A 26,749-nucleotide genomic window follows, 5' to 3' on the forward strand; every position below is an offset into this window, starting at 1 on the left:
AACCCATGAGATCGGCGGTGCTTCAGATGCGAAAAATGCAGTCGTTGATGATCCTTTGCCTGCTGGGGCTGGCGGCGCTGCCTGGAGCGGCTTGGGCCGCCGGCAAATGCGAGCGGCTGGTGGCCACGGGTAACCCTGAGTATCCGCCTTATCTGTGGCGCGATCCGCAGAGCCCGCAGCACCTGATCGGCGCCAACGCGGATCTGCTGGCTCACATCGGCGAACAGCTCGGCGTGAAGATCGACGTGATCTATACCGGCCCCTGGTCCCGCGCCCAGGACGAAGTGCGCACCGGCCGGGTCGATCTGCTGGCCGGCGCCTTCCTCACTCTGCCGCGGCTGGAACGCATGGACTATGTGCACCCCGCCTTCTTCGATACGCCGAGCGTGGTGTGGGTGCGCAAGGGCCAGGGTTTCCCCTACACCGGTTGGGAAGACCTGCGCGGCCGCACCGGTGGCACACTGGTGCACAACAGTTTCGGTGAACGATTCGACGCGTTCGCCAAGGCCAACCTGGCGCTGGAGGAGGTGCCCAGCCAGGTGCAGGCCTTCCAGATGCTGCTGCTGGGGCGCACCGACTACGTGCTCTACGAGCGCTACCCGGGCATGGCGCTGGCCGACACCCAGGGCATGCTGGAGAATCTGGAGACGCTCGAGCCGCCCATCTCCAGCGAAGGCCTGTACCTGACCCTGTCCCACGACTCCGCCTGCAACGACCCCTGGCTGCGCGGACAGCTGGCGAAAAAGATGACAGAATTGACTGCCGCCGGCCTGCCGGAAACCCTCCTGCAGCGCAACCTGGAGCGCTGGAAAGCGCAGCAGCTGCACGCCGCCGACGTACCCCCGCAAGAGCAGGAAAAGTCCCCGTGAATCGACGTCTTACCCTTGGCCTGACGGCGCTGGTCCTGGCCGGCTGCGCCAACGATCCGGCGCCCCACGAGCAGATGCGTCTGACCGCCCAGGCCGTGGAGCAGGCCCGTGCCGTGGGCGCGGACCCGCAGATCGAAGAAATGCGCATGGCCGAACAGAAGCTGGCGCGTGCCGAGAAGAACATGGGCGAGGAAGACTACAAGCGTGCCCGGGTCTTCGCCGAACAGGCCGAACTCGATGCCCGCCTGGCCGAAGCCAAGGTGGTCAACCTCAAGAGCCAGAAGCAACTCGATGCCCTGAATGCGCGCATCACCCGTCTGCGCAAGCAACTGGGGGAGCTGCCGTGATGCCGAGCCTGATCCGAAACGGCGGACTGCTGCTGTCCCTGGCGCTGCTCGCCGGTTGCGCCAGCCAGCAGAGCCAGCAGGTACTGACCGAGGCCGAGCTCGGCTTCCAGCAGGTGAAGGAAGACCCGGACGTGCTGCGCAGCGCGCCGAAGGATGTGATCCGAGCCGGTGAATCGCTGGCGCGCGCCGAGCGTCTGTCCAGCTATTGGGGCAGCGCCGAGGACGTGGAGCACTACGCCTATCTCAGTCAGCGCTATAGCCAGATCGCCCGCCAGCACGCCGAACTCAACCTCAACCAGGAGCGCCTGGCCAAGCTGGAGCTGGAGCGCGAGCGCCTGCAACTGGCGCTGCGTGAAGCCAAACTGCTCAGCGCGCAGCAGCAGGGCCAGTGGCTGGAAGAGCAGATGGTCAGTCTGGCGGCCAGCGAGACCGACCGTGGGCTGGTGATGACCCTTGGCGACGTGCTGTTCGATGCCGGTCGCACCGAGCTGAAGCCCTCGGCCAACCGCACCATCCTCAAGCTGGTGCAGTTCCTCCAGATCAACCCGCGGCGGGCCATCCGCATCGAGGGCTATACCGACAACAGCGGCGTGGCGGCGGAGAATCTGGAACTGTCGCGGGCCCGCGCCCAGGCCGTGGCCGACATGCTGGCGGACCTCGGCATCGACCCCGACCGGATGGAAGTCAAGGGCTATGGCGAGGCCCACCCGCTGGCGGAAAATGCCTCGAGCAAGGGCAGGGCGCAGAATCGCCGGGTGGAAATCCTCATTTCCGACGAACAGGGCAAGCTCGGCGACTATCGCTGAGTTGCCGCCGAGCTGAGAGCCCCGGTGCTCGGGTACCGGGGCTTTTTATGGTCTCGGCATTTGCCAGGCAAAGAACTGTTCGGGTACAGCTGCAACTGTACCGTGGGGCTCGTGCTCGACTGTATCGATAGGTTGGTTGAGAATTTCGTTACTGTTACGGTCCAGTAGCGGAAGGAGTCTCGTCGTGACCAGTTTGTTGCTTTATCAGCGTATCGCCCAGCAGCTGGCCGAGGATATCCGCCGCGGCGTCTACCAACCGGGCGAGCGCGTGCCCTCCGTGCGCAAGATGAGTTCGCAGCTCAGCGTCAGCCACGCCACCGTGCTGCAGGCCTACGCCAACCTCGAGGACATGGGGCTGATCCGTGCCCGTCCGCAGTCCGGCTTCTACGTGCACCAGACCGCAGGCCTCACCGCGCCGACCCCGGACATCGCCCGCGTCGAGCGGCCGTCGATGGTCACCCGCAGCAGCATCATCAGCCAGGTGCTCACCGAGTCGCGCCAGGAAGGGGTGTTCCCCCTCGGTGCCGCCGTGCCGCACGTGGATTACCTGCCGGTGCGCTCGCTGCACCAGCAACTGGCCAAAGTCACCCGTTTCCAGAGCCCGCGCGCGTTCAGCTACATGTTCAGCCCCGGCTACGAGCCGCTGCGTCGCCAGGTGGCGATCCGCATGCGCGACGCCGGCGTGGTGGTCGACCCGTCCGAGGTGGTGATCACCCACGGCTGCGTGGATGCCATTCACATGGCCCTGCGCGTGGTGACCCAGCCGGGCGACCTGATCGCCGCCGAGTCTCCGACTTACTACGGCCTGCTGCAGCTGGCCGAGGTGCTCGGTCTCAAGGTCATCGAGATTCCCAGCGACCCGGCCACCGGCCTCAGCCTGGAGGCCTTGCAGCTGGCCGCCAATCAGTGGCCGATCAAGGCACTGGTGCTCACCGCGCGGCTGAGCAACCCGCTGGGCGGCAGCATGCCCGAGGAGCGGCAGAAGCAGCTGCTGCGCCTGACCAGCGACCACGGCATCCAGGTCATCGAGGACGACATCTACGGTGAGCTGCTGTTCGAGCCGGGGCGCAGCAAGGCGCTCAAGGCCCACGACCGCGACGACCAAGTGGTGTACTGCTCGAGCTTCTCCAAGACCCTCTCGCCCGGCGTGCGCATCGGCTGGATCATCGCCGGCCGTTACCAAGACGACGTCGAGCGGCTGCAGACCTTCAGCACCCACTCGGCCTGCAGCGTGACGCAGATGGGCGTGGCGGCGTACCTGGAGAACGGCGGTTACGACCGCCACCTGCGGCACATCCGCCAGGAGTACCGCAAGAACATGACCGCCTACCAGTTGGCGGTGCAGCAGCACTTCCCGGAAGGCACGCAGATGACCCGGCCCAACGGCGGCTTCATCCTCTGGGTCAGCCTGCCTGGCAAGGTCAGCGCCCAGGACCTGCACGTGCGGGCTCTGCAACAGGGCATCAGCATCGCCCCGGGGCTGATCTTCAGTAACACCGAGCAGTTCAACAACTGCCTGCGTCTGACCTGTGGCGTGCCGTGGAACCGCGAATCGGAGCGGGCGATGATGACCCTCGGGGCGTTGGCCAAGCAGCTCTGCCAGGAAAACGCCGGCGCGTAACCCGAAGTCGGCGGGCGCTCCGTCTACCTGGGCGAATGGACCTTTCGCCTAGGAGAACCCGCCATGTCCAGCATCGCCGTTTTGATCCGCCAACCCTTGCTCGCAGGCTTCGGCGCCACCCTGGCACTGGGCCTGGCGGCCTGCCGAGCCTCAAACGATGAGCCCGCGTTGCCCCAGGTTGCGGAGCCGCACGCCAGGCAGGAGGTGCTGCGCGAGGAGGTCGACGCCGACGCCTCTTATGCTCCGCAGCCCGCAGCCGTGGCCGGCGCCCTGGAGGCGCGCAAGGCCATGCCGCAGAGCGTGCCGATGATCGCCCCGGCGGCGCCGCTGGCCGACAGCGCCGGCTTCGGCTATCAGGACGTCTACCGCGAGCAGTACCAGAAGATCGAGAGCAGCCCGGTGCAGGCCGTGGCCCAGCAGCCGGTGTCGACCTTCAGCATCGACGTCGACACCGGCGCCTACGCCAACGTGCGGCGCTTCCTCAACGACGGCAGCCTGCCGCCCAAGGACGCGGTGCGTCTGGAGGAACTTGTCAACTACTTCCCCTACGCCTATCCCAAGCCCGAGGGTGACGTGCCGTTCAGCGTCGCCACCGAGCTGGCGACCACGCCATGGAACCCCGAGACCCGCCTGCTGCGCGTGGCGATCAAGGCCACTGAGCTGAGCGCCGCCGAGCTGCCGCCGGCCAATCTGGTGTTCCTGGTCGACGTGTCCGGCTCCATGGACCGCCGCGAGGGTCTGCCGATGGTGCAGAGCACGCTCAAGCTGCTGGTCGACCAGCTGCGCCCGCAGGACCGCGTGGCCCTGGTCACCTATGCCGGCAATGCCAGCGTGGTGCTGGAGTCCACCGCCGGTAGCGAGAAGGCCAAGATTCGCACTGCCATCGACCAGCTCACCGCGGGCGGTTCCACCGCCGGCGAGTCGGGTATCCAGCTGGCCTACCAGGAGGCGCAGAAGGGCCTGCTCGAGGGCGGCATCAACCGCATCCTGCTGGCCACCGATGGCGACTTCAACGTCGGCATCAGCGACTTCGAGACGCTCAAGCAGCTGGCCGCCGACAAGCGCAAGACCGGTGTGTCGCTGACTACCCTGGGCTTCGGTACCGACAACTACAACGAGCAGTTGATGGAGCAGCTGGCCGATGCCGGCGACGGCAACTACGCCTACATCGACAACCTGCGCGAGGCGCGCAAGGTGCTGGTCGACCAGCTCAGCTCGACCCTGGCGGTGGTGGCCAAGGACGTGAAGATCCAGGTCGAGTTCAACCCGGCCGAGGTCAGCGAGTACCGCCTGCTGGGCTACGAGAACCGCGCGCTGAAGCGCGAGGACTTCAGCAACGATAAGGTCGATGCCGGCGAGATCGGCGCCGGGCACACGGTCACCGCCCTCTACGAAGTGGTGCCGGTGGGCGCCAAGGGCTGGCTGGAGCCGCTGCGCTATGCCCAGACCAAGGAGCAGCAGGGCAAGGCCGGCGAGATCGCCTGGCTGCGTCTGCGCTACAAGGCGCCGGAGGGCGGCGCCAGCAAGCTGGTCGAGCGGCCGATCAGCAAGGGCGAGGCGACGCCGATCGCCAAGGCCAGCGACGACCTGCGCTTCGCCGCTGCAGTCGCCGCCTTCGCTCAGCAGCTCAAGGACGCCAAGTACACCGGCAGCTTCGGCCTGGCCGACAGCGCCAAGCTGGCGCGTGGGGCCAAGGGCGAGGATCCGTTCGGCCTGCGTGGCGAGTTCGTGCAACTGGTGGAACTGGCGCAGAGCCTGCAAACTCCGCAAAACGTTCAAGTCAGGGCCGACTAATTGAACCAACCACTGATGGACGATGACGCCGCGCTATTGCGGCGTTATCGCAATGGCGAGGCGGCGGCGTTCACGCAACTCTATGAGCGCCACCGCCTCGGCCTGTTCCGCTTCCTCCTCGGTCTGTGCGGCGACCACGCACTGGCCGAGGAGGTGTTCCAGGACACCTGGATGAGCCTGATCCGCAGCGCCAGCGAGCAGCGCGAGGCGGTGCTGTTCAAGACCTGGCTGTACCAGATCGCGCGCAACCGCCTGATCGACCACTGGCGCAAGAGCGGGCGCCACCAGGGAAAGCTCGATGAGTACGACGAGGCGCAGCACGCCAGCGCCGACCCCGGCCCCGGCCCCGAGCAGCAGCTGTTGCTCAGTCGCGACCAGGAGCGCCTGCAGGCGGCGCTGGCCGATCTGCCCGAGGAGCAGCGCGAGGTGTTCCTGCTGCGCGCCCACGGCGACCTTGAACTTCACCAGATCGCCGAACTCACCCGTACTCCGGCGGAAACCGTGAAGAGCCGCCTGCGTTATGCGCTGAACAAGTTACGTCGGCTGCTGGCCGATCCGGCTTCGGCCGAGGAGGTATCCGCATGAGCCAACACGATCAAGATCTGCAGCAGGAACAGCAACTGCTGGGGCACTTCCGCGAGCACAACCGTGGCGAACCTTCGGCGGCGGTGGATGCGCTGATCCTGGCCGCCGCTCGCCAGGCCGCAGAAGCCCCGCGCCCGAGCCTGAGCCAGCGTCTGCACGCCTGGTTGTTCGGAGCGGACAGCCGTTCCCGCTGGCCCATGGCCGTGGCCGGTCTGGCAGTGTTCGGCATCGGCCTCAACCTGGCTCTGCAGACCGGCGATCAGCCGTCCGAGCCGCCCGCGCTGGCCCGCGCCCCGGCGCCTGCGTTGCAGGAAATGGCACCGGCCGGTGAGCAGGCGATGAGCCCGCAATACAAGAAGGCCGAGCGCTCGCTGGCCGGCTCGGTGGAATCGCAGGCGGCCTTCTCGGCCTCGCCCCCGGCTGCCGCCGCGCCTCGGCAAGTGCCCATGGCCAAACCGCAGTCCGCCCCGATGGAGGCCCTGGCCGATTCCGCCGCCGCGCCGTCCGAGCGTGAGGAGGCTCGGACGCCGGCTGCCGACATGAATAAGGCCGCCGAGGCCAGAGCCCTGGTCCAGCAGCACGCGCAGGCCGCGGCGGGGAAGGCCGCGATGTTGGCCGAGGATGTGCCCTCGCTGCCGGAGCGTCTACGCGCCGTGCTGCAGCTGCGCGCCGAAGGAAAGCAGGGTGAAGCAGATCAGCTGCTGGCGGCGCTCAAGGGCGAGTATCCACAGCATGATCTGGAGGCCGAGCTGAAACGCCTGCAGAGCGAAATGAACGGTGCGCGCTAGCAGTCACGAGCGGCGAGGCAGCTGGGCGGCGCCAGCGCCGCCTCGCTGTGCAACATCGGGAAAAGCCCTGTGGCTTGCCAGATCGCCCATCTGGCGCGAGCATGAAGGAGTTCCATCACCAACCTGCCGCCATGATCGCTATTCGCACGCTGGCGCTGGCTGCGGCACTCGCTGTGCTGACAGCCTGCGACGATGCCCCCAAACCACCGGCGCCGGTCCCGGCGCCGCCCAAGACCGCGCCCGCGCCGGTCGACGCGGCACCTCCGGCTGCGGTGAAAACGCCGGAGCCGGCCGAGAAAGCCTCGCTTTCGGCGCCGCCTGCGCCGATCACGAAAAGCCCCGAGCCCGAACCCGATCCAGAGCCCGCAATGACGCTTCGCGCCGCGCCGCCGGACAAGGCGCCAGCCTCCGCTCATCTGATTCCCGGTGCCAAGGAAAAGGCTGAGGCCAAGGCCCAGGCGAAAGCCGATCCTTTGCCGCCGGTGAAGCTCGATCTGCATTTGCCAAAGGAACTGGTGAAACGCATCGAGCCGGGAGAGCCGCTGGAGAAGCTGCCCGAGCAGGAGCCGCTGTTGCCGCCGATGTTCGTCGACAAGGCCGAGAAGCCGGGCCGCTACCAGCTCAATGGCCGGCTGATCACCGATGACAAGGTGGACGACTACTGGCGGTCGGTGGAGGGCGCGGAGTTGCAGATCGAGTTCCGCAACTAGCGCGCGGAGAGGGATTGCGCCGGCTTTCACGCCGGCGCGGAGCCACGATTCAGTCGACGAACAGATCGGTCATCAGCTTGCCGGCCGGATCGTAGCGGTATTGCTCGAAGTCGCTCTGGCCCTGCTCGCGCAGGATCTCCTCGTCGACCAGCAGCCGCCCGCTGATGCTGCGGTTCTCGCTGGCGAGAATGGCGCAGGCGGCGTCGGCCATGATCGCCGGCAGGCGCGAGGCCTTCATCACGGCGGGGCCGCCGGCCTCGTACTCGATGGCGGCGGTGGCGATCACCGTCTTCGGCCACAGCGAGTTGACGCTGATGCCGTATTTCCTGAATTCCTCATGCATTCCCAAAGTCAGCATGCTCATGCCGTACTTGGTGGTGGTGTAGGGGCTATAGCTGGAGAACCACTGCGGCGCGAGGCTGAGCGGCGGCGACAGGCTGAGGATGTGCCCCTTGCTCTGCTTGAGGTACGGCAGGGCGGCCTGGCTGCAGACCATCACCGCGCGGGTGTTGATCTGGAACATCAGGTCGTAGCGCTTGGGCTCCAGCTGTTCGACGCCGACCAGGCGAATCGCCCCGGCGTTGTTGATCAGCGCGGCGAGGCCACCGAAATGCGCGGCGGCCTGGGCCATGGCGGCCTTCACCGAGACTTCGTCACGCACGTCCAGCTTCAGGGCCAGGGCCTTGCCGCCGGCGGCCTCGACTTCGGCGGCCACCGAATGGATGGTGCCGGGCAGCTTGGGGTGCGGCTCGGCACTCTTCGCGGCGATCACGATGTTGGCGCCCTGGGTGGCGGCCTTGAGTGCGATCTCGCGGCCGATGCCGCGGCTGGCGCCGGTGATGAACAGGGTTTTGCCGGACAGGGACATGAGGTGACTCCTGGTTGTCATTATTCTTGTAGGGTGCGCCGTGCGCACCGAGGTCAACACCGAAGTGGTCGGTGCGCACGGCGCACCCTACGGGTCTGACGCGTCAACTTCGATCTTCAGCGGGCGGCGATTTGGTGGATGGATGAAACGTCATCCACCCTACATCAGGCTTCTGTAGCTTCGACTTCCACCAGCAGCTGGCGGCTCTTCACCTGGTCGCCCTGGCTGACCTGGACGCGGCGGATCACGCCGTCCATGCCGGCCTTGAGCGGGTGCTCCATCTTCATCGCCTCCAGCACCAGCAGCAGCTGGCCCTTGCTCACCTGCTGCCCCTCGCTGACCAGCACATCGACGATAGCGCCATCCATCGGCGCCTTCACCGTGCCGGAGGCCGCGCCCTCGGCGCCGCTGGCCGGCTCGTGGGTAACGTCGATGAGCTCCAGGTTGCGGCCATTGCCGTACAGCCAGACGCGCTCGCCATCCTGGTGATAGGCCAGGCGGCGGCGCACGCCGTCCAGCTCCAGAATGGCCCAGCGGCCGTCGCTGGCCAGCAGGCGCAGCTCGACGGTCTGTTCGCCGACCTGCGCGCGCAGCTGCGGCTGCTCGCCGGTCTGCAGCACCTGCAGCTCCACCACGTGTTTCTGTTCGCCCTGCTTGAGCAGGAAGCGCCAGGGCGCGCCGCCGCTGTTGCGCCAGCCGGAGAGGCCCGGCTGGTGCGCGCGGGCATTGGCCGAGGCCTGGTAGAGCAGGGCGGCGGCGGTGGCCAGCTCGGCGGCAGCCGGCGCTTGTGGCGCCAGGCTCGGGTCGTTGGCGAAGTGTTTGCCGATGAATGCGGTGGTGGCGTTGCCGGCGGCGAACTCGGGGTGCGCCAGCAGGTTGGCGAGGAAGCGCTGGTTGCCATTCACGCCGAGCAGCACGCAGTCCTCGACGGCGCGTACCAGCTTGCGCCGGGCCTCGTCACGGGTGGCGCCGTAGGCGATGACCTTGGCCAGCATCGGGTCGTAGAACGGGGTCACGGCCTGGCCTTCGACCAGGCCGTGGTCGATGCGTACGCCGTCGCGCAGGGCCGGCTCCCAGCGCAGTACCTGGCCGGTCTGCGGCAGGAAGTTGTGCGCCGCATCTTCGGCGTACAGGCGCACTTCCATGGCGTGGCCGGTGAGACGGATTTCATCCTGCCTGAGCGGCAGCGGCTGGCCTTCGGCCGCGCGGATCTGCCAGGCGACCAGGTCTTGCCCGGTGATCAGTTCGGTGACCGGGTGCTCGACCTGCAGGCGGGTATTCATTTCCAAGAAGTAGAAGGCGCCGCTGCTATCCAGCAGGAACTCCACGGTGCCGGCGCCGACGTAGTTGACCGACGCAGCGGCCTTCACCGCCGCCTCGCCCATGGACTGGCGCAGCTCCGGCGTCATCACCGGGCAGGGCGCTTCCTCGACCACTTTCTGGTGGCGGCGCTGCACCGAGCAGTCGCGTTCGCCCAGATAAACGATGTTGCCATGCTGGTCGCCGAATACCTGGATTTCCACGTGGCGCGGCTGGATCACCGCGCGCTCGAGAATCAGCTCGCCGGAGCCGAAGGCGTTCTGCGCCTCGGAGCGGGCGGTACGGATCTGCGCGGCCAGCTCGGACGACTCATGTACCAGGCGCATGCCCCGGCCACCACCACCGGCGCTGGCCTTGATCATCAGCGGGTAGCCGATGCGCTCGGCCTCGCGGGCCAGGGTCTCGTCGTCCTGGGCGGCGCCTTCGTAGCCGGGGATGCACGGCACACCGGCTTCGAGCATGGCGATCTTCGACAGGCGCTTGCTGCCCATCAGGTGGATGGCTTCCACGGTCGGGCCAATGAAGACGATGCCAGCCGCCTCGCAGGCGCGGGCGAAGTCGGCGTTCTCGGAGAGGAAGCCATAGCCGGGGTGGATCGCGTCGGCGCCGGTCTTCTGCGCGGCGGCGATGATGTTGTCGATCACCAGGTACGACTGGTTGACCTGGGCCGGGCCAATGCACACGGCTTCGTCGGCCAGTTGCACGTGGCGGGCGCCGGCGTCGGCCTCGGAGAATACCGCCACGGTGCGGTAGCCGAGGTCCTGGGCGGTGCGTATCACCCGGCAGGCGATCTCGCCGCGGTTGGCGATCAGAATCTTGTTGAAGGCGGGCATCGTCGTGCTCCTGCTGTTGTTATTGAGCCCAGGAGGGCTTGCGCTTCTGCACGAAGGCCATGGTGCCTTCCACGCCTTCGCTGCCCAGCACCGCCTCGGCGAACTGGCCGGCGGCATGGTCGAGCAGGCTGCCGAGGTGTTCCGTCTCGGTGGCCAGCAGCAGCGCCTTGGTTGCCGCGTTGGCGCCGGGGGCGCACTGGCGCACCTGCTGCAGGCATTCGGCGAGGCGGTCGACCACGGCCTGGTCGTCGGCTTCGCTGAAGTGCACCAGGCCCAGGCGCAGCGCCTCGGCACCGTCGAAACGGGCGGCAGTCAGGGCCAGGCGACGGGCCTGGGTCAGGCCGATACGCTTGACCACGAAGGGGGCGATCTGCGCCGGCAGAATGCCCAGGCTGGTTTCCGGCAGGCCGAACTTGGCGCCCTGGTGGGCGATGGCGATATCGGAGACGCAGGCCAGGCCGAAACCGCCACCGAGCACGGCGCCTTCCAGCACGGCGACCAGCACCTGCGGCGCGCACTGGGCTTCCTCCAGCAGGCTGCCGAAGGCGCGGTTCAGCTCGCGGTAGGCGTCGCCGCCCTTGGCTCGCGCACCGGCCATGTCCTTGATATCGCCGCCGGCGCAGAAGTGGCCGTCGGCACCGCGCAGCACCAGGGCGCGCACGCCCTGGTCGGCACGCACCGCGCGCAGCACGGCGCGCAGTTCCTCGACCATCGCCAGGCTCATGGCGTTGCGGCTGTCCGGGCGGTTGAGGGTGACGTAGAGCACGCCCTCGACCTGTTCCAGCAGCAGGGTTTGCGTGTTTGGTAGTTCAGCCATCACAGGCTCCTCGTGATCGTTCCCACGCTCTGCGTGGGAATGCGCTGTGCGGTGCTTTGCGCCGCAGGGACGCGGAGCGTCCCGTGCTGGGTTTCCACGCGGACGGCTCGACGCCTCGACGTGGGAACCATCGGCGAAGTTATTTCTTTTTGCCGGGCAGAATGCCCATCAGCTTGCAGATGATGCCGAGCATGATTTCGTCGGCGCCGCCGCCGATGCTCACCAGGCGCACATCGCGATACGCACGGGAAACGGGGTTGTCCCACATGAAGCCCATGCCGCCCCAGTACTGCAGGCAGCTGTCGGTGACTTCGCGGCCCAGGCGGCCGGCCTTGAGCTTGGCCATCGAGGCCAGCTTGGTGACGTCCTTGCCTTTCACGTACAGCTCGGTGGCGTGGTAGACGAGGGCGCGCAGGGCCTCGATCTCGCTCTGCAGCTCGGCCATGCGGAAGTGGATGACCTGGTTGTCGATCAGCGGCGTGCCGAAGGTGTGGCGCTGCTTGCAGTACTCGATGGTGCTGTCGACGCAGTACTCCAGGCCCTTGATCATGTTGGCCGCGCCGAACATGCGTTCTTCCTGGAACTGCAACATCTGCATCATGAAACCGGCGCCCTCAACGCCGATGCGGTTACGCTGTGGCACGCGCACATTGTCGAAGAACACCTGGGCGGTCTCCGAGCTGCGCATGCCGAGCTTGTCCAGATGCGGGCTGAGGGTGATGCCCGGGGTGTTCATCGGCACCACGATCAGCGACTTGTTGACGTGGGGCTTGTCGTCGCTGGTGTTGGCAAGCAGGCAAATGAAGTCGGCACTCGGCGAGTTGGTGATCCACATCTTGCTGCCGTTGATCACGTAGTCGTCACTGTCCTTGCGCGCGCTGGTCTTCAGCCCGGCCACGTCGGAGCCGGCGCCGACCTCGGAGACGCCGATGCAGCCGACCATGTCACCGGCGATGGCGGGACGCAGGAACTCCTCGCGCAGCTCATCGGAGCCGAAGCGAGCCAGGGCCGGGGTGCACATGTCGGTCTGCACGCCGATGGCCATGGGGATGCCGCCGCAGTGGATGGTGCCGAACTCTTCGGCGGCAACCACCGAGTAGCTGTAGTCCAGGCCCATGCCGCCGAATTTTTCCGGCTTGGAGATGCCCAGCAGGCCGAGGTCGCCGGCCTTCTTGAAGATCTCGTGCATGGGGAATTTGCCGGCCTTTTCCCACTCGTCGACGTGCGGGTTGATCTCGTGCTCGACGAAGTTGCGCACGGTGCGGCGGAGTTCTTCGTGTTCCTGGGTAAAGATCATTGTTGTTCTCCTTGTAGGGGGGCGGGGCCGCCTAGGCTGCGCGCACCGCGATCTTGGTTGGTGCGCACGGCGCACCCTACGGTCAGAATCTCGCGACGCCGAAAGTGTTGGTCTTGAGCGGGCGGAGGCTGGCCTCCGCGCAGATGTCGAGCAGCAGGCCGAGCAGGGCGCGGGTGTCACGTGGGTCGATCAGGCCGTCGTCCCACAGGCTGGCGGTGCCGTAGAGCGCGGTGGATTGGCTGTCGAGCTTCTGCGCGGTGGCCATTTCCAGCATGTCGAGCATCTTCGGATCGGCTTCTTTGCCTTCCTTGCGGTGTTTTTCCTCGGTGACGATGCGCAGCACCTTGCCGGCCTGGGCTCCGCCCATCACGGCGGTCTTGCTGGTGGGCCAGGCGAAGATGAAGCGCGGGTCGAGGCCGCGACCGCACATGGCGTAGTTGCCGGCGCCGTAGGAGCCGCCGACGACGATGGTCAGCTTCGGTACGGTGGCGTTGGCCACGGCCTGGATCATCTTCGAACCGTGCTTGATCACGCCGAGCTGCTCGGACTCGGTGCCGACCATGAAGCCGGTGGTGTTGTGGAAGAACAGGATCGGCATGTTGCTCTGCTCGCACAGCTGGATGAACTGGGCGGCTTTCGCCGCGCCGCGCGGGGTGATCGGGCCGTTGTTGCCGATCAAGCCGCAGGGCTGGCCTTCGATCTGCAGGTGGCCGCAGACGGTCTGGCTGTCGAACTCGTTCTTGAAGTCGAGGAACTCCGAGCCGTCGGCGATGCGGGCGATGATCTCGCGCACGTCGTACGGCTTCTTGGCATCCGCCGGGACCACGCCGAGCAGCTCGTGGGCCGGGTGCAGCGGCTCCTTGTAAACGCGTTGCGGGCGCACCGGCAGCTGGGCGTTCCACGGCAGCATGCCGACGATCTCGCGGGCCAGGCGTACGCCGTCGGCGTCGTTCTCGGCCAGGTACTCGGCGGTGCCGGCAACCTGGGCGTGCATCTCGGCGCCGCCCAGCTCCTCATCGGTGGCGATCTCGCCGGTGGCGGCCTTGAGCAATGGGGGACCTGCGAGGAACATCTTGGCCTTGCCGCGCACCACCACCACGTAATCCGACAAGCCCGGCTGGTAGGCGCCGCCGGCGGTGCTGGAGCCGTGCACCACGGTGACCTGCGGGATACCGGCCGCGGACAGGCGCGCCTGATTGGCGAAGGCGCGTGCGCCCTCGACGAAGATGTCGGCGGCGTAGGTCAGGTTGGCGCCGCCGCTCTCGGCCAGGGTGACGATGGGCAGCTTGTTCTCGCTGGCCACCTGCTGCAGGCGCAGGGACTTGCGCAGGCCGGTGGGGGAGATGGTGCCGCCCTTGATCGCGCTGTTGTTGGCGATCACCAGGCAGCGCACGCCGGCCACGTAGCCGATGCCGGCGATGATGCCGCCGCCGGCCTGGGTGCCGTCCTTGTCGTCGTGCAGCTTGTAGCCGGCCAGGGAGCAGAGTTCGAGGAACGGGCTCCCCGGGTCGAGCAACAGGTTGAGGCGCTCGCGCGGCAGCAGCTGGCCGCGCTTCTCGAACTTGGCCTTGGCCTCGGCCGCCTTGTCGAGGACCTTCTGTTCCACGTCACGGAAGCTGGCGATGGCAGTCAGCATGGCCTCGCGGTTCTGCGCGAAGCTGTCGCCGTGGACGTCGAGTTCGGACTGAATCACCGGCATCGCATCACTCTCCCTTGAACACTTCGGGCAAGTAGGCCCGATGGAAGCCGTTGTAGGACTCGCTGGCCTTGGCCTTGCCCAGCGTCCAGGCGCGGGTGCCCTGGCTGGCGGCGCCGTCGATGCGGATGGTGTTGCCGCTGATGAAGTTGGCGCCGGGGGAGAGCAGGAAGACGATGGCCGCGGCCACCTCCGACTCGGTGCCGATGCGCTGCAGGGGCACGTGATCCTTGAGGTTGCGGATCATGTTCTTCATCGACTCGGGGTAGGTGTCCATGCCGCTGGAGGCGATCCAGCCCGGCGCCACGGCGTTGACTCGCACACCGGCGTGGCCCCACTCGTAGGCGGCGGTCTTGGTGAAGTTCTCCATACCGGCGCGGGCGGCGCCGGAGTGACCCATGCCGGGCATGCCGCCCCACATGTCGGCGAGCATGTTGACGATGCTGCCGCCGGTCTTGCTCATGCTCTGGGTGAACACTTCACGGGCGATCAGGAAGCCGCCGACCAGATTAGTTCTGACCACCGTCTCGAAGCCTTTCTGGTTGATCGACACCAGCGGCGCGGGGAACTGGCCGCCGGCGTTGTTGACCAGGTGGTGGATCGGCCCGCGCTCGGCGATTACCGCCTTGACCATGGTCTTGACCGCTTCTTCTTCACGGATATCGCAGACGGCAAAACTGGCGCTGCCACCGTCTTCGGCGATCTCGCCGCAGGTGGCTTCCAGTTTCTCCGGCTTGCGCCCGACCAGCACCACATGGGCGCCCAAGTGCGCCAGTTCATGGGCCACGCAGCGGCCGATACCGCTGCCGCCGCCGGTGACCAGGATGGTCTGGCCAGCGAACAGGCCGGGCTTGAAGACTGAGTCGTATGCCATTGTTATTATCCTTGTTACAGGCTGTCAGCCAGTGCGTGTGGCACCGGAATCGGGAATTCCAGCAGCTGCTGGGCGAAGGCCTTGCCCTGCGGGTCGATGCGCAGGCTGGCCACGCCGCCGCCGCCCAGGGCGTTCTCCAGCAGGAAGTTGAGGCTATGGCTGCCAGGCAGGTACCAGCGCTCGACGCGGCCGATCTGCGGATCGAGCACATGGCTCATCCAGTCCACTACCGCTTCCTTGCCCAGCGCCTCGGCGATCCACGGCAGGTACTCCGGCTTGCGCGCCATCACGCCGATGTTGCTGTGGTTGCCCTTGTCACCGGAGCGCGCCACGGCCAGCTTGATCAGCGGCACGCTGGCGTCGGCCTCACCGCTGGGCGAGGGCGCATCGGCCTCGACGGCGATACGGGCCGGGTCGAAGGTATCGAGTTGGGGCAGGGCGACCGCGCTGCGTTCGCCATTGATTTCCACGGCCAGCTCGCAGGCGCTCTTGTCGACCAGGAAGCTGAACAGGCGGATCACCGGGTACACGGTGGGGCGGCCTCCGACGATGCCGGTCAGGCCCGGCGCCATTCCGGTGGCGGCCTGGGCGATCTCGCGGGAGAACAGGATCAGTGCCTCCTTCTTGGCATGACGCACGCCGAGCTTGATCACCACCTCGCGGGTGTCCTGCCTTTGGCCGCGAGGTCCGTAAGTGGCCTCGGCGCCCAGCAGCTCGATATTCACTTCGCGGTACGGGCCCCAGCCGCGCTCGGCGAAGATTTCCTCGGTCTTGCGGATGATCGCCTGGCTGACCCGCTCGGCCTTGGCCACGGCATCGATGCCGGCGATCAGACAGCTGGCGGTGCAGCGGAAGTCGTCCGGATGAGTGGCGCTGACCTTGTACTGATCGGTCGGTGCCAGGCCGCGTGCGCCTTGCAGTTCGACGCGGTTGGCGCCGACCTGCTTGAGTTCGACCCGGGTGAAGTCGCAGATCACGTCCGGCAGCAGGTAGGCGCGCGGATCGCCGATCTCGTAGAGCATCTGTTCGCCTACCGATAGGGTGGAGACCAGGCCGCCGGTGCCTTCGGGCTTGGTCACCACAAAGCGGGCATCGTCGCGGACTTCGATGACCGGGAAGCCGATGTGTTCGTAGTCCGGCACGTCGCGCCAGTCGGTGAAGTTGCCGCCGGTGCACTGGGCGCCGCATTCGATGATGTGGCCGGCGAGCGCGGCCTGGGCCAGCTTGTCGTAATCGTTCCAGGCCCAGCCGAACTCATGCACCAGGGCGGCGCTGACCACGGCGCTGTCGACCACGCGGCCGGTGATGACGATATCGGCGCCGGCCTGCAGTGCGGCGACTATGCCCGGCGCGCCGAGGTAGGCGTTGACCGACACGCACATGGGCGGCAGCGCGGCGCCGCTGAACATCTCCACGGTGCCGGCCTTGGCCAGCTCGCCGAGCTTGGGCTGCAGGTTGTCGCCATGCAGCACGGCGATCTTCAGCTGCACGCCGGCCTTGTCGCAGGCGGCGGCCAGGGCGGCGGCGCAGGCGCTCGGATTGACCCCGCCGGCGTTGCTCACCACGCGGATCTTCTTCTGCGCGATCTCGCCCAGCAGCGGGGCGAGCACTTCGACGAAGTCGGTGGCGTAGCCTTCGTCCGGCTTCTTCATGCGCGCGCCGGCCATGATCGACATGGTGATCTCGGCCAGGTAGTCGAACACCAGGTAATCCAGTTCGGTACCGCGTACCAGCTGGGCGGCGGCGGTGGAGGTGTCGCCCCAGAAGGCGGAGGCGCAGCCGATGCGTACGGTCTTGGTCATTGTCGTGAGTCCGCAGGAATGCCTGATGGTTCGAAGGCTACCAAGCAAGCGCTTGGTTGAAAAGCCTCCGTCCGCTTCTTTTTACCCAAGCGCTTGCTCGGTGCCCTGGGAGGCCCTAAATTCGCCAGGCTTGCGTACAATCCGCGGTGCAAGCGAGCGCTGATGGGGAAGAGATGAGTTTGGACGAGCAAAAAGCCCGAAAAGTGATGCAGAAACTGGTCGCCAGTGGCGAACTGACCGACCCGGACAGCGCCCGCGGCAAGCTGCTGCAGACCGCCGCCCACCTGTTCCGCAGCAAGGGCTACGAGCGTACCACCGTGCGCGACCTGGCCGGCGCCGTGGGCATCCAGTCCGGCAGCATCTTCCATCACTTCAAGAGCAAGGACGAAATCCTCAAGGCGGTGATGGAGGAGACCGTGCTCTACAACACCGCGTTGATGCGCGCCGCCCTGAACGAGGCTAACGGCCCGCGCGAGCGCGTGCTGGCGCTGATCCGCTGCGAGCTGCAGTCGATCATGGGCGGCACCGGCGAGGCCATGGGCGTGCTGGTGTACGAGTGGCGCTCGCTGTCCGACGAGAGCCAGGCGTACATCCTCAGCCTGCGCGACACTTACGAGCAGATCTGGCTGCAGGTGCTCGACGAGGCGCGCAGCGCCGGTTACTTCAAGGCCGATCCGTTTGTCTTGCGGCGCTTTCTCACCGGCGCGCTGAGCTGGACCACCACCTGGTTCCGCCCGGGCGGCAAGATGACCCTGGACCAGCTGGCCGAGGAGGCCCTGGCCCTGGTGTTCAAGGAAGGCTGAGACATAGCTAATCTGCCATCGGCACTGGCTACGGCCAGTCGCGGCTACAGGGACGAGGCGGCCGCCTGGTTTTTCCCACACGAGGTAACCGCGTTGCGCCTGTCCCTCCGCCTGCTGTCGATCGTCCTGATCCTCTGCGCGCCCGCCGCGGGCGCCGAGCAGCCTGTGCGCGTCGGTGCCTATCACTTCCCGCCCTACGTCATGAAGCCGGAGAGCAACGCGCCCGAGGGGCTGTTGCCCGAGTTGCTGGCCGCCTTCAATGCCGCGCAGGACCAGTACCGCTTCGATCTGGTGCCGACCTCGGTGACCCGCCGCTACCGCGACTTCACCCAGGGGCGCTACGACATGATCCTGTTCGAGTCGCCGGACTGGGGCTGGCAGGACATCCCGCTGAACAAGCTCGACCTGCAGATCGCCGACGCCGAGGTGTACGTCGCCCGCCAGCTGCCGGGCCGCGACCAGCATTTCTTCGACGCCATCGGCGACAAGCGCCTGGCGCTCTACACCGGCTACCACTACGGCTTCGCCGGTTTCAACGCCGACCAGGACCATCTCACCCGGCAGTTCAATGCGGTGTTCACCTACTCCCACGACAGCAACCTGCTGATGCTGATGCACGACCGCGTCGACATCAGCGTGGTGACGCGCTCCTATCTGCGGATCTTCCAGCGCGACAATCCCGAGACGGGACGCCAGCTGGTGATCTCCGAGCGCACCGATCAGGTCTACCACCACCACGCATTGCTGCGCCCGGGCGGCCCGCTCGACGTCGCCGGGCTGAGCGCGTTGCTGCAAACGCTGCAGCACAGTGGCCGGCTGGAGCCGCTGATCCAGCGCTACCAACTGCTGCGGGCCACGGACATGGCGGGCGAGCGGGCGCGGCCCATGCCGCGCTGAGGCGCCGTCGCTCATTTACGCGGCGCCCGCCACTGGGCTAGTCTTCGTTCAGCTCCAGTTGTCCATGAGGTCAATATGTGTCGGCGTCGACAAGGATTGCTTGGCGCTTTACTGCTGGCCATGTTGGTCGGCTCGGAGGCTTCGGCGGGCGAAGTGCTGATCGCCGCGGTGCATTTCCCTCCCTACGTGATCAAGCCCGAAGAAGATCCGCACCGTGGCCTGCTCGGCGATCTGGTGAAGTCCCTCAACCAGGTCCAGAGCCGGCATCGTTTCGCCCTGCGCGCGACTTCGCTCAATCGCCGCTTCGAGGACTTTCGCAAGGCGCGCATCCATGTCGCCATCTTCGAGAATCCCGACTGGAACTGGCAGGGTGTCGCCGGCACCCGTGTCGAGCTGGGCCTGGAGGATTCCGAGGTGCTGGTCGCGCGGCGTGAGCGCGGTCGCGATCAGCACTATTTCGACAATCTGAAGGACAAGCGCCTGGCGCTGTTCAACGGCTACCACTACGGTTTCGCCGATTTCAACAGCGACCCGCAGTGGCTGGAAGCGCACTTCAACCCGGTGATCACCTATTCCCACGAGAGCAATCTCAAGCTGCTGCTGCGTGGCCGTGCCGACGTGGCGCTGATCACCCGTTCCTGGCTGGGCGCGCGCATGCGTGAACAGCCGCAGCTGCGCGAGGAACTACTGATCTCTGCGAAGGAAGACCAGCGCTATCGTCACTACGCGATCCTCAGTCCCAAGGCGCCGATCAGCGCCGACGAGTTCCGCGCCGCCATGGAGCAGCTGCGGCAGAACGGCGAGCTGCAGCGCATCTTCGCGCCCTACGGCATCGACGTCATACCGAGCGCAGCGGATAGCTCAGCAGCAGTAGATGCAGCAGATTGACCGCGCCGTGCAGCAGCAGCGCCGGCCAAAGCCGGCCGCTGAGGTGAAAGACCAGCCCGTAGCCGAGCCCGGCAACGGTGGCCACCATGGCGAACAGCGCGCTGAAGGGAGCATGGGCGGCGCCGAACAGTAGCGCGGTCAACGCGACGCCGCCGACGACGCCCAGTCGCGCCATCAGCGCGCCTTGCAGCCAGGCACGGAACAGCAGTTCCTCGGCCAGTACCGTGATCCCGAGATTCACCATCAGCCATAGCCAGAGCTGCTCCGGCCACTTCGGCTGCCATCCCACCAGCCCCAGGCCCAGCGCCAGGAGCGGCACCGCCAGCAGCGTGGCGGCGCCGACCGCCAGCATGCGGCCCATTCGTGCCGGCTGCCGGCTCGGTTGACCCAGCCACCAGGCCAGCAGAATCAGGCCGAGCAGCAGCTTGTCCCAGGACAGGCGCAGCGCGTAGGGCGGGGCGTCTGCGCTCAGTTGCCGCGGCGGCCACAGCAGCGTCGGCTCGAAACCGGGCAGCAGGTGCGCGGCCAGGGCGATGCCGCCGAGCAGGCCGCCGCTCCACCACAGCCAGCGCGGCAGAACGTCCTCGGCGAACAGGATCCAGCAGAAGTAGAGGGCGGTCAGCGCCAGCCCGGTGGCATCGACGAAACCGAACGCCACGCCCATGCCGAGCGCCGGCACGGGAATCAGCAAACGCAGGTGCAGCGGCATGCCACGTCCTTGTCGAGCGGGTGGGGCCGTCTCAGCGGTCCTGGGCTTCCTTGGCATCCATTTCGGCATTGCGCTCGTGGATGCGCTTGAGCTGCTCCTCGGTGAGCGGCAGCTTGCGGGCACTGTCGCGCAGCAACAGCAGGCTGCCCAGGATGGAGCCGAGGGCCAGCGCGATGATCAGCCAGGCGTACCAAGGCATGACGTTCTCCGATGATGTGTTCCTTCCACCATAGCGACCCGCCCCCGCGCTGTCAGTTCAAATGTTGCAGTTCATGCGGCGCCCGCTCTACGACGGGTGATGGCTGTCACATGTCGGCAATCTCGGACTGTTTGAATGCCGGGCATTCGATCGTTCGGGAGTAGTTCAATGGAAGTCGTTCCCGCACTCGGCCGACTGTTGCGGCGGGTAGAGCCGTTGCAGGCGCAGGTGAGCATCAGCGATGTCGCCGACCGCCTGCTGCGCCCCGAGCACACGGCCGTTCTGTCGCTGCCGGTGGTGGACGCCGACGGCCGCCCGCTGGGGCTGGTCAGCCGCTCGACCCTGCAGGACATCTTCATGCAGCGCTTCGGCCGAGACCTGTGGGGCCGCAAGCCGGTCAGCGAGGTGATGAATCCCGCGCCGCTGGTGGTGAGTCTGGACACCAGCCTGGAAGAGGCGGCGCGGCAGATCACCGCCCAGCTGCAGTCGCCGATCCGCGACGATTTCGTGCTAGTGGACGAGCAGGGCCTGTACCAGGGCCTGGGCACGGTGCTCGACCTGCTCAAGGCCATGGAGCACCGGGTGGCGCAGCGCAATCGCGTGCTGCGCAAGGCACTGGTGGACCTGAAGGAATCGCAGACGCAGCTGGTGCAGTCGGAAAAGATGGCCTCGCTCGGGCAGATGGTCGCCGGCGTCGCCCACGAGCTGAACACCCCGTTGGGCTACGTGAAGAACAACGTGCAGCTGCTGCGCGAGCTGACCCGGCCGCTGCTCGAGCTGGCCGATGCCCAGGCGGCGCTGGGTGACTGCCTGGCCGATCCGGCTTGCGCCGAGGACGACCTGGCGCGTGCCCTCGAGGAGGCCGGTAGGCTGCGCGAACTGGCCGCACCGGAGCTGCTGGCCGAGGACCTCGAACAGCTGTTCGCGGACACCGGCTACGGCCTGCAGCAGATCGGCGAGCTGGTCGTCGGCCTCAAGGATTTTGCCCGCCTGGACCGGGCGATGAGCGAGGAGATCGACCTCAACGACTGCATCCGCAGCGCGCTGGTGATCGCCCGCAACAGCATCAAGGACAAGGCCGAGGTGCACCAGCAGCTCGGCGAACTGCCGCGCATCGCCTGCGCGCCCTCGCAGATCAACCAGGTGCTGCTCAACCTGCTGACCAACGCCGCCCAGGCCATGGAAGGCTTCGGCCGCATCCAGGTGAAGAGCTGGAGCGAGAACGGCCAGGTGCTGATCTCGGTGCAGGACAACGGCTGCGGCATGCCGCGCGAGGTGCTGGAGCGCATCTTCGACCCGTTCTACACCACCAAACCAGTCGGGCAGGGCACCGGCCTGGGCCTGTCCATCAGCTTCAAGATCATCCAGGACCACGGCGGCAACATCCGTGTGGTTTCCGAGCCGGGGCGCGGCACGCGCTTCCTCATCAGCCTGCCGTGCAGCGGCGCTGAAGAACTGAAAAGGAGCGCATGAACATGAGCCAACCGATCCGCGTGATGTTCGTCGACGACGAGGAACGCATCCTGCGCAGCCTGGCGCTGCAGTTCCGTCGTGACTACGAGGTGCTGGTGGAGAGCGATCCGCGGCGGGCGCTGGAGCGCCTGAAGAGCGAGCCGGTGCATGTTTTGGTCAGCGACCAGCGCATGCCGCAGATGAGCGGCTCCGAACTGCTGGCCCAGGCCGCCGAGCTGCAGCCGAATGCCGTGCGCATTCTCCTCACCGGTTATTCCGACCTTGACGCGGCCATCGAGGCGCTGAACAGCGGTGGCATCTTCCGCTACCTGACCAAGCCCTGGGAGCCCCGGGAGATGGCCGCCACCCTGCGCCAGGCCGGCGAGATCGCCGCGCTGCGCCAGCGCCAGGCGACACCTGCGGCGCCGCGCCCGGTCAGCGCCGAGGCGCTCAATCTGTTGCTGCTCGATGCCGACCCGCTGACCCTGGAATGCGTCGGCGCCTTCTGCAGCGAGGGCGGCCACCGCCTGCTGCGCGCCGACAACCTGAGCGAAGCGCTGCGCCAGCTCAACGAGGAACGCGTCGACCTGCTGGTCAGTGACCTCAAGCTCGGCGGAGCGGACACCGCGCCGCTGCTCAAGTCGCTGGCGCAGGCGCATCCGCGGTTGCTCAGCCTGGTGGTCACGCCGTTCCGCGACACCCAGGCACTGCTGGCGCTGATCAACGAGGCGCAGATCTTCCGCTACCTGCCCAAGCCGATCCGCAAGGGCATGTTCGACAAGGGCCTGCGCGCCGCCGCCGAACAGGCGCTGCTCTACCGCGCGCAACCGGAGCAGGTGGTGACCCGCCTGGCCGATGCGCCGCGTTCGCAGCCGGAGCGCGAGCGGGTCGGCAGCCTGCTGGGCATGCTCGGTCGCCTGCGCGAGCGGCTCAGCGCCTGACGTTTGAATCACTTCATCGAGGATCGAATCCGCATGAACATCACCCTGATCGAAACCGGCGATAAGGGCTGGGTCGTCAAGCTGGCCGGCTGCGACGTGCCCTTCCGCTCCCAGGCCGATGCGGGCCTGTTCGTCGAGCGCCTGCAGCAGCGCCTGGAGGCGCCCCACGAATTGCCGCCGCTCGACGGTCATCTTCCTGTCACACAAGAAGCGGAGCATCGCCCCTGACTCAGGTGCTGCTTCGAGCAACAACCTCTCCTGCCGCGATCATCGCGGCTTTTTTTTGCCTGGGACACGGCGCCGCGGCATGGCATTGCTAGAGCAATTGCTCTAGATTCGCCACAAAAAGCAGCCGCGGAGCAGGGCCGATGAGCCACGCGATTTCGTTTTCAAGCGGGGCCTTCCAATGCCCCTATGCCCTCTACCCAGCGGCATCGCCGGCCGCCTTCACCTTGCTGGTGCTGCCGGCGCTGGGTGTGACGGCGCGCAAGTACGAGGGGCTGGCACGGGCGTTGAACGCGGCCGGGCATCATGTACTGGTGGCGGACTGGCCCGGCCAGGGCGACAGCCAGCCGCGCCCGAGCCGCCGTCACGATTATGGCTATCGGCAGCTGGTGGAAGAGTTCGTGCCGGCGCTGCTCGCCGAGGCCCGGCGGCAGTTCCCTGAAGCCGCGCCGGTGCTGCTCGGGCACAGCCTGGGTGGTCATATCTCCACGCTGTATGCCGCGGCCAACCCGAGTGGCTCGGTGCCGGTGGTCGGCGTGGCCTGCGGCAACATCCATTACCGCAACTGGCAGGGCCGCGGCCGTCTGCTGACGCCCAGCGTGGCGCTGTTGTTCGGCCTGATCGTGCGCGTGCTCGGCTACCTGCCCGGGCGCCGGCTGGGCTTCGGTGGCCACGAGGCGCGCCGTCTGATGCTCGACTGGGGACGGGTGGCCTTCACCGGCAACTACCGCCACCTGGGGCTGCCGCTGGCGCCGGCAGCCCATAACCGGGTCGCTTCGCTGTATCTGCAGATGGAGGGCGACCACTTCGCCCCGCCGGCCTCTACCCTCGGCCTGGCGGCGCTGATCCAGGCCGATCCGCGATTGCAGCGCCTCGCCTCGCCACGCCCCGCGCGGGAAAATCCGCACAGCGCCTGGCTGAAGGCGCCGCAGAGCGTGGCCGAATGCATCGACGCCTGGCTGCGCCGCGACCTCAGTGGGGAATCAGCAGGAGCAGCGTGACCGCCAGCAGCACCAGCATGGTCAGCGCATGACTGACCTGGCGCAGCAGGAGCAGGCGGGCGAACAGCCCCGCGCAGTAGAGCAGGCGCAGCATGATAAAGGCGAAACCGAGGGCGGCGGTCAGCGGCCCGCCGATCTGCCCGCTGGCCTCGCCCAGGTAGAGCAGGACGATGAACAGCAGCGACTGCTCGAGGCTATTGCCATGGGCACGCATCGCCTTGACCAGGTCCGGCTTGCCGCCGTCGCCGAAGGCCACCTGATTGCGCATGCGCAGGCGCGAGACGTTCAGCGACAGGGCGATCAGCAGCAGCGCCAGAACGGCGGCGACGTAGAGGCTGTAGAGCATGGCGTTTCCCCTCGTTGTGATTGTCCGTCCAGCCTAGGGCCTGGCACGCACCCGGAGAAGCGGCGGATGGGACAAAGCCCGGCACGGGCCAGGCTCGGCCGGTCGAGCGGCGTTCATACGCGCTGGCGCTGCGCTTCCTCGACGTACTCCTTGAGCCAGCGCAGCACTTCCACCGCTTTCCAGCGGCCGGGATCGAACAGGGCGTAGGCCTGGCCCTGGTAACCGACCACATCGACCGGGCGGTGATAGCCGGCGCGCTGCAGCAGCGCCTCGATCTCGGCGAAGCAGGTGTTGAAGTGCACGCGCTTGAACGGCGTCTTGCTGCCGGTGACCAGGCCTTCCAGGCGCAGCTCGTCCACCGTGGCGCGGATGCTCTCCAGGGGCATCTGATTCACTTTATTCTTCAGCTGCAGTACGTCCAGCATGGTCGATCTCCTCGGGTCTACGGCCGCAAAAGAGTAAACGAAAAATACTGTACAAATAAACACTACTGGATAATAGTACAGCTCAAGTGTCGCCTGGATCACCGAACCGGAGCCGTAACAGGAGCTGCTTATATGCACCATAAGCTGATGACAATTCTGCTGTTGGCCTTGCTGGCGGGTTGTGCCCAGCCCCAGGTCGAGCAGCCCAAGGCCAATGGCGCCTATCTGGTGATCGAGGGCGGCGAGGCCTGGGCCGTGCTGGTGCGTGACGGCAAGCGCATCGAGGAGGCCGGCCGGGTGCTGGATGTAGTCAGGCTGCAGGGGCAGGAGTCGAGCATTTCCGCCAGCTACTTGATCGATACGCCCAACTGCGGTCGCCTGCGCTGGCTGACCGAGCGCGGCGGTGAAGGCGAGGTCACCCGCGTCGCGCTGGGCGGCAACGAGGCCCGCGAACGCCCCGGCTGCACCATTGCCAGCGACCTGTCGCGGGCCTGGACGGCGCTGGATTATTCGAGCTGATGTGAAAAGGCCCCGACGCATGTCGGGGCCTTTTTCGTTTCACGCCGATTCGGGTTTGACCTTTCCGGTCGCTCGCTTCGGCTTGGCGGCGGGCGCCTCGATCAGGCCATCGGCGCGGAACATCGCCTTGATGCCGCGGATGGCCTGGCGGGTACGGTCCTGGTTCTCGATCAGGGCGAAGCGCACGTGATCGTCGCCGTAGTCGCCGAAGCCCAGGCCCGGCGAGACGCAGACCTTGGCTTCCAGCAGCAGCTTCTTGGCGAACTCCAGCGAGCCCAGGTGCGCATAGGGCTCGGGAATCTTGGCCCAGATGTACATGGAGGCCTTGGGCTTCTCCACCATCCAGCCGGCCTCGTGCAGGCCCTTGACCAGCATGTTGCGGCGCTCGCGGTACTGCTCGGCGATATCGCGCACGCACTGCTGGTCGCCTTCCAGCGCAGCGATGGCAGCCACCTGCAGGGGCGTGAAGGTGCCGTAGTCGTGATAGCTCTTGATCCGCGCCAGGGCGCCGACCAGCTCCGGGTTGCCGACCATGAAACCGATGCGCCAGCCGGCCATGTTGTAGCTCTTGGACAGGGTGAAGAACTCCACGGCGATGTCCTTGGCGCCTTCCACCTGCATGATCGACGGCGCCTTCCAGCCGTCGTAGACGATGTCGGCGTATGCCAGGTCGTGCACCACCAGCACGTCGTATCGCTTGGCCAGCGCCACCACGCGCTCGAAGAAGTCCAGCTCCACGCACTGGGCGGTGGGGTTGGAGGGGAAACCGAGGATCATCATCTTCGGCTTGGGGATGGCTTCGCGAATGGCTCGCTCCAGTTCGGCGAAGAAGTCCACGCCCGGCACCAGCGGCACCGAGCGCACCTGGGCGCCGGCGATCACCGCGCCGTAGATGTGGATGGGGTAGCTGGGGTTGGGCACCAGCACAGTGTCGCCGTGGTCCAGGGTGGCAAGCATCAGGTGTGCCAGGCCTTCCTTGGAGCCGATGGTGACGATGGCCTCGCTTTCCGGGTCGATCTCCACGGCATAGCGATCCTTGTACCAGCGCGAGATGGCGCGGCGCAGGCGCGGAATGCCGCGGGAGGTGGAGTAGCCGTGGGTGTCTTCGCGCTGGGCGACCTGCACCAGCTTCTCGACGATGTGCGGCGGCGTGGCGCCGTCCGGATTGCCCATGCTGAAGTCGATGATGTCCTCGCCACGGCGACGGGCGGCCATCTTCAGTTCGGCAGTGATGTTGAAAACGTAGGGGGGGAGACGATCGATGCGCGCAAAGCGGCGCTTGGCGTTGTCGGCCATGGCTTCCTCGAGGTACGTAAG

28 protein-coding genes are annotated in these 26,749 nt (G+C 66.9%); 16 read left to right on the plus strand and 12 right to left on the minus strand.

The window, feature by feature from the left end:
• Positions 1-26: 26 nt before the first annotated feature.
• The 8 genes from NF616_RS14990 to NF616_RS15025 all read left to right on the plus strand — a co-directional run bounded on the left by NF616_RS14990 (position 27) and on the right by NF616_RS15025 (position 7,520).
• Positions 27-869, plus strand: coding sequence for a substrate-binding periplasmic protein (locus NF616_RS14990; RefSeq protein ID WP_434091887.1), 843 nt, complete (start codon positions 27-29; stop codon positions 867-869).
• Positions 866-1,216 carry a DUF4398 domain-containing protein gene (locus NF616_RS14995; protein ID WP_252274087.1) on the plus strand — a complete coding sequence of 117 codons (351 nt, stop codon included), beginning with the start codon at positions 866-868 and terminating at the stop codon, positions 1,214-1,216. The genes NF616_RS14990 and NF616_RS14995 overlap by 4 nt, the downstream gene beginning before the upstream one ends.
• Positions 1,216-2,022 (plus strand): OmpA family protein, encoded by an 807-nt coding sequence (locus NF616_RS15000; RefSeq protein ID WP_252274088.1) that lies wholly within the window; start codon positions 1,216-1,218, stop codon positions 2,020-2,022. The genes NF616_RS14995 and NF616_RS15000 overlap by 1 nt, the downstream gene beginning before the upstream one ends.
• 184 nt (positions 2,023-2,206) lie before the next feature.
• The gene (locus tag NF616_RS15005) at positions 2,207-3,643 is read left to right on the plus strand and encodes an aminotransferase-like domain-containing protein (protein WP_252274089.1); all 1,437 of its coding nucleotides are present in this window, start codon (positions 2,207-2,209) and stop codon (positions 3,641-3,643) included.
• A gap of 63 nt (positions 3,644-3,706) precedes the next feature.
• On the plus strand, positions 3,707-5,437 hold the full coding sequence (locus NF616_RS15010) for a vWA domain-containing protein (protein ID WP_252274090.1): 1,731 nt from the start codon (positions 3,707-3,709) through the stop codon (positions 5,435-5,437).
• Positions 5,438-6,022, plus strand: coding sequence for an RNA polymerase sigma factor (locus tag NF616_RS15015; protein ID WP_286675063.1), 585 nt, complete (start codon positions 5,438-5,440; stop codon positions 6,020-6,022).
• A complete protein-coding gene (locus NF616_RS15020; RefSeq protein WP_252274091.1) occupies positions 6,019-6,810 on the plus strand; it encodes a hypothetical protein in 792 nt (263 codons plus the stop codon). Before NF616_RS15015 ends, NF616_RS15020 begins: the two co-directional genes overlap by 4 nt.
• A gap of 101 nt (positions 6,811-6,911) precedes the next feature.
• The gene (locus NF616_RS15025; RefSeq protein WP_252274092.1) at positions 6,912-7,520 is read left to right on the plus strand and encodes a hypothetical protein; all 609 of its coding nucleotides are present in this window, start codon (positions 6,912-6,914) and stop codon (positions 7,518-7,520) included.
• Positions 7,521-7,569: 49 nt separating this feature from the next.
• Here NF616_RS15025 and NF616_RS15030 read toward each other — a convergent pair whose 3' ends face one another.
• From NF616_RS15030 to NF616_RS15060, 7 genes are all read right to left on the minus strand, one after another.
• Positions 7,570-8,388, minus strand: coding sequence for an SDR family oxidoreductase (locus NF616_RS15030; RefSeq protein WP_252274093.1), 819 nt, complete (start codon positions 8,386-8,388; stop codon positions 7,570-7,572).
• Between the two features lie 164 nt (positions 8,389-8,552).
• Positions 8,553-10,541 (minus strand): geranyl-CoA carboxylase subunit apha, encoded by a 1,989-nt coding sequence (gene atuF, locus NF616_RS15035; protein ID WP_252274094.1) that lies wholly within the window; start codon positions 10,539-10,541, stop codon positions 8,553-8,555.
• 19 nt (positions 10,542-10,560) lie between these two features.
• Positions 10,561-11,358 carry an isohexenylglutaconyl-CoA hydratase gene (gene atuE, locus NF616_RS15040; protein WP_252274095.1) on the minus strand — a complete coding sequence of 266 codons (798 nt, stop codon included), beginning with the start codon at positions 11,356-11,358 and terminating at the stop codon, positions 10,561-10,563.
• A 139-nt stretch (positions 11,359-11,497) separates the two neighbouring features.
• A complete protein-coding gene (gene atuD, locus NF616_RS15045) occupies positions 11,498-12,655 on the minus strand; it encodes a citronellyl-CoA dehydrogenase (RefSeq protein ID WP_252274096.1) in 1,158 nt (385 codons plus the stop codon).
• Positions 12,656-12,737: 82 nt separating this feature from the next.
• Positions 12,738-14,354, minus strand: a complete 1,617-nt coding sequence (atuC, locus tag NF616_RS15050) for a geranyl-CoA carboxylase subunit beta (RefSeq protein ID WP_252274097.1) — start codon at positions 14,352-14,354, stop codon at positions 12,738-12,740.
• Positions 14,355-14,358: 4 nt separating this feature from the next.
• A complete protein-coding gene (locus NF616_RS15055; RefSeq protein ID WP_252274098.1) occupies positions 14,359-15,225 on the minus strand; it encodes an SDR family oxidoreductase in 867 nt (288 codons plus the stop codon).
• A gap of 14 nt (positions 15,226-15,239) precedes the next feature.
• A complete protein-coding gene (locus NF616_RS15060) occupies positions 15,240-17,027 on the minus strand; it encodes an acyclic terpene utilization AtuA family protein (protein WP_252274099.1) in 1,788 nt (595 codons plus the stop codon).
• Between the two features lie 179 nt (positions 17,028-17,206).
• On the opposite strand from NF616_RS15060, the gene NF616_RS15065 reads away from it, so the two are divergent.
• The 3 genes from NF616_RS15065 to NF616_RS15075 all read left to right on the plus strand — a co-directional run bounded on the left by NF616_RS15065 (position 17,207) and on the right by NF616_RS15075 (position 19,615).
• On the plus strand, positions 17,207-17,830 hold the full coding sequence (locus tag NF616_RS15065; RefSeq protein WP_252274100.1) for a TetR/AcrR family transcriptional regulator: 624 nt from the start codon (positions 17,207-17,209) through the stop codon (positions 17,828-17,830).
• Positions 17,831-17,923: 93 nt separating this feature from the next.
• Positions 17,924-18,727, plus strand: a complete 804-nt coding sequence (locus tag NF616_RS15070; protein ID WP_252274101.1) for a substrate-binding periplasmic protein — start codon at positions 17,924-17,926, stop codon at positions 18,725-18,727.
• A gap of 75 nt (positions 18,728-18,802) precedes the next feature.
• On the plus strand, positions 18,803-19,615 hold the full coding sequence (locus tag NF616_RS15075; protein ID WP_252274102.1) for a transporter substrate-binding domain-containing protein: 813 nt from the start codon (positions 18,803-18,805) through the stop codon (positions 19,613-19,615).
• Here the strand turns inward: NF616_RS15075 and NF616_RS15080 are convergent.
• Both NF616_RS15080 and NF616_RS15085 read right to left on the minus strand, forming a co-directional pair.
• Positions 19,566-20,324: a CPBP family intramembrane glutamic endopeptidase gene (locus NF616_RS15080; protein WP_252274103.1), complete on the minus strand. Its 759-nt coding sequence runs from the start codon at positions 20,322-20,324 to the stop codon at positions 19,566-19,568. The genes NF616_RS15075 and NF616_RS15080 overlap by 50 nt on opposite strands.
• Positions 20,325-20,355: 31 nt before the next feature.
• On the minus strand, positions 20,356-20,523 hold the full coding sequence (locus NF616_RS15085; protein WP_252274104.1) for a DUF2897 family protein: 168 nt from the start codon (positions 20,521-20,523) through the stop codon (positions 20,356-20,358).
• Positions 20,524-20,691: 168 nt separating this feature from the next.
• On the opposite strand from NF616_RS15085, the gene NF616_RS15090 reads away from it, so the two are divergent.
• The 4 genes from NF616_RS15090 to NF616_RS15105 all read left to right on the plus strand — a co-directional run bounded on the left by NF616_RS15090 (position 20,692) and on the right by NF616_RS15105 (position 24,142).
• Positions 20,692-21,996 carry a sensor histidine kinase gene (locus NF616_RS15090; protein WP_252274105.1) on the plus strand — a complete coding sequence of 435 codons (1,305 nt, stop codon included), beginning with the start codon at positions 20,692-20,694 and terminating at the stop codon, positions 21,994-21,996.
• 2 nt (positions 21,997-21,998) lie between these two features.
• Entirely contained in the window at positions 21,999-22,916 is a 918-nt protein-coding gene (locus NF616_RS15095; RefSeq protein ID WP_252274106.1) for a response regulator, read from the plus strand.
• Between the two features lie 33 nt (positions 22,917-22,949).
• The gene (locus NF616_RS15100) at positions 22,950-23,144 is read left to right on the plus strand and encodes a hypothetical protein (protein ID WP_252274107.1); all 195 of its coding nucleotides are present in this window, start codon (positions 22,950-22,952) and stop codon (positions 23,142-23,144) included.
• A gap of 140 nt (positions 23,145-23,284) precedes the next feature.
• Complete coding sequence (locus tag NF616_RS15105) at positions 23,285-24,142, plus strand: alpha/beta fold hydrolase (protein ID WP_252274108.1); 858 nt, start codon at positions 23,285-23,287, stop codon at positions 24,140-24,142.
• Here NF616_RS15105 and NF616_RS15110 read toward each other — a convergent pair.
• Both NF616_RS15110 and NF616_RS15115 read right to left on the minus strand, forming a co-directional pair.
• Positions 24,114-24,488, minus strand: coding sequence for an MAPEG family protein (locus tag NF616_RS15110; protein ID WP_252274109.1), 375 nt, complete (start codon positions 24,486-24,488; stop codon positions 24,114-24,116). The two genes, NF616_RS15105 and NF616_RS15110, sit on opposite strands and share 29 nt — an antisense overlap.
• Positions 24,489-24,601: 113 nt before the next feature.
• Complete coding sequence (locus tag NF616_RS15115; protein WP_252274110.1) at positions 24,602-24,913, minus strand: transcriptional regulator; 312 nt, start codon at positions 24,911-24,913, stop codon at positions 24,602-24,604.
• 132 nt (positions 24,914-25,045) lie between these two features.
• Here NF616_RS15115 and NF616_RS15120 point away from each other — a divergent pair, with 132 nt between their 5' ends.
• Positions 25,046-25,432, plus strand: coding sequence for a hypothetical protein (locus NF616_RS15120; protein ID WP_252274111.1), 387 nt, complete (start codon positions 25,046-25,048; stop codon positions 25,430-25,432).
• Between the two features lie 39 nt (positions 25,433-25,471).
• Here the strand turns inward: NF616_RS15120 and alaC are convergent, their stop codons facing one another.
• Positions 25,472-26,728, minus strand: coding sequence for an alanine transaminase (gene alaC / locus NF616_RS15125; RefSeq protein WP_252274112.1), 1,257 nt, complete (start codon positions 26,726-26,728; stop codon positions 25,472-25,474).
• Positions 26,729-26,749 lie beyond the last annotated feature (21 nt).

It is taken from the genome of Pseudomonas subflava (assembly GCF_023823685.1).
Lineage (GTDB): Bacteria > Pseudomonadota > Gammaproteobacteria > Pseudomonadales > Pseudomonadaceae > Aquipseudomonas > Aquipseudomonas subflava.

Excerpts from the sequence above, each read along its gene's own strand:
- NF616_RS14990 (WP_434091887.1), top strand. The coding sequence starts at position 27 with ATGCGAAAAATGCAGTCGTTGATGATCCTTTGCCTGCTGGGGCTGGCG.
- NF616_RS15000 (WP_252274088.1), top strand. The coding sequence starts at position 1,216 with ATGCCGAGCCTGATCCGAAACGGCGGACTGCTGCTGTCCCTGGCGCTG.
- NF616_RS15010 (WP_252274090.1), top strand. The coding sequence starts at position 3,707 with ATGTCCAGCATCGCCGTTTTGATCCGCCAACCCTTGCTCGCAGGCTTC.
- NF616_RS15020 (WP_252274091.1), top strand. The coding sequence starts at position 6,019 with ATGAGCCAACACGATCAAGATCTGCAGCAGGAACAGCAACTGCTGGGG.
- NF616_RS15025 (WP_252274092.1), top strand. The coding sequence starts at position 6,912 with ATGAAGGAGTTCCATCACCAACCTGCCGCCATGATCGCTATTCGCACG.
- NF616_RS15030 (WP_252274093.1), bottom strand. The coding sequence starts at position 8,388 with ATGTCCCTGTCCGGCAAAACCCTGTTCATCACCGGCGCCAGCCGCGGC.
- atuF (WP_252274094.1), bottom strand. The coding sequence starts at position 10,541 with ATGCCCGCCTTCAACAAGATTCTGATCGCCAACCGCGGCGAGATCGCC.
- atuE (WP_252274095.1), bottom strand. The coding sequence starts at position 11,358 with ATGGCTGAACTACCAAACACGCAAACCCTGCTGCTGGAACAGGTCGAG.
- atuD (WP_252274096.1), bottom strand. The coding sequence starts at position 12,655 with ATGATCTTTACCCAGGAACACGAAGAACTCCGCCGCACCGTGCGCAAC.
- atuC (WP_252274097.1), bottom strand. The coding sequence starts at position 14,354 with ATGCCGGTGATTCAGTCCGAACTCGACGTCCACGGCGACAGCTTCGCG.
- NF616_RS15055 (WP_252274098.1), bottom strand. The coding sequence starts at position 15,225 with ATGGCATACGACTCAGTCTTCAAGCCCGGCCTGTTCGCTGGCCAGACC.
- NF616_RS15060 (WP_252274099.1), bottom strand. The coding sequence starts at position 17,027 with ATGACCAAGACCGTACGCATCGGCTGCGCCTCCGCCTTCTGGGGCGAC.
- NF616_RS15075 (WP_252274102.1), top strand. The coding sequence starts at position 18,803 with ATGTGTCGGCGTCGACAAGGATTGCTTGGCGCTTTACTGCTGGCCATG.
- NF616_RS15080 (WP_252274103.1), bottom strand. The coding sequence starts at position 20,324 with ATGCCGCTGCACCTGCGTTTGCTGATTCCCGTGCCGGCGCTCGGCATG.
- NF616_RS15085 (WP_252274104.1), bottom strand. The coding sequence starts at position 20,523 with ATGCCTTGGTACGCCTGGCTGATCATCGCGCTGGCCCTCGGCTCCATC.
- NF616_RS15090 (WP_252274105.1), top strand. The coding sequence starts at position 20,692 with ATGGAAGTCGTTCCCGCACTCGGCCGACTGTTGCGGCGGGTAGAGCCG.
- NF616_RS15095 (WP_252274106.1), top strand. The coding sequence starts at position 21,999 with ATGAGCCAACCGATCCGCGTGATGTTCGTCGACGACGAGGAACGCATC.
- NF616_RS15100 (WP_252274107.1), top strand. The coding sequence starts at position 22,950 with ATGAACATCACCCTGATCGAAACCGGCGATAAGGGCTGGGTCGTCAAG.
- NF616_RS15105 (WP_252274108.1), top strand. The coding sequence starts at position 23,285 with ATGAGCCACGCGATTTCGTTTTCAAGCGGGGCCTTCCAATGCCCCTAT.
- NF616_RS15110 (WP_252274109.1), bottom strand. The coding sequence starts at position 24,488 with ATGCTCTACAGCCTCTACGTCGCCGCCGTTCTGGCGCTGCTGCTGATC.
- NF616_RS15115 (WP_252274110.1), bottom strand. The coding sequence starts at position 24,913 with ATGCTGGACGTACTGCAGCTGAAGAATAAAGTGAATCAGATGCCCCTG.
- NF616_RS15120 (WP_252274111.1), top strand. The coding sequence starts at position 25,046 with ATGCACCATAAGCTGATGACAATTCTGCTGTTGGCCTTGCTGGCGGGT.
- alaC (WP_252274112.1), bottom strand. The coding sequence starts at position 26,728 with ATGGCCGACAACGCCAAGCGCCGCTTTGCGCGCATCGATCGTCTCCCC.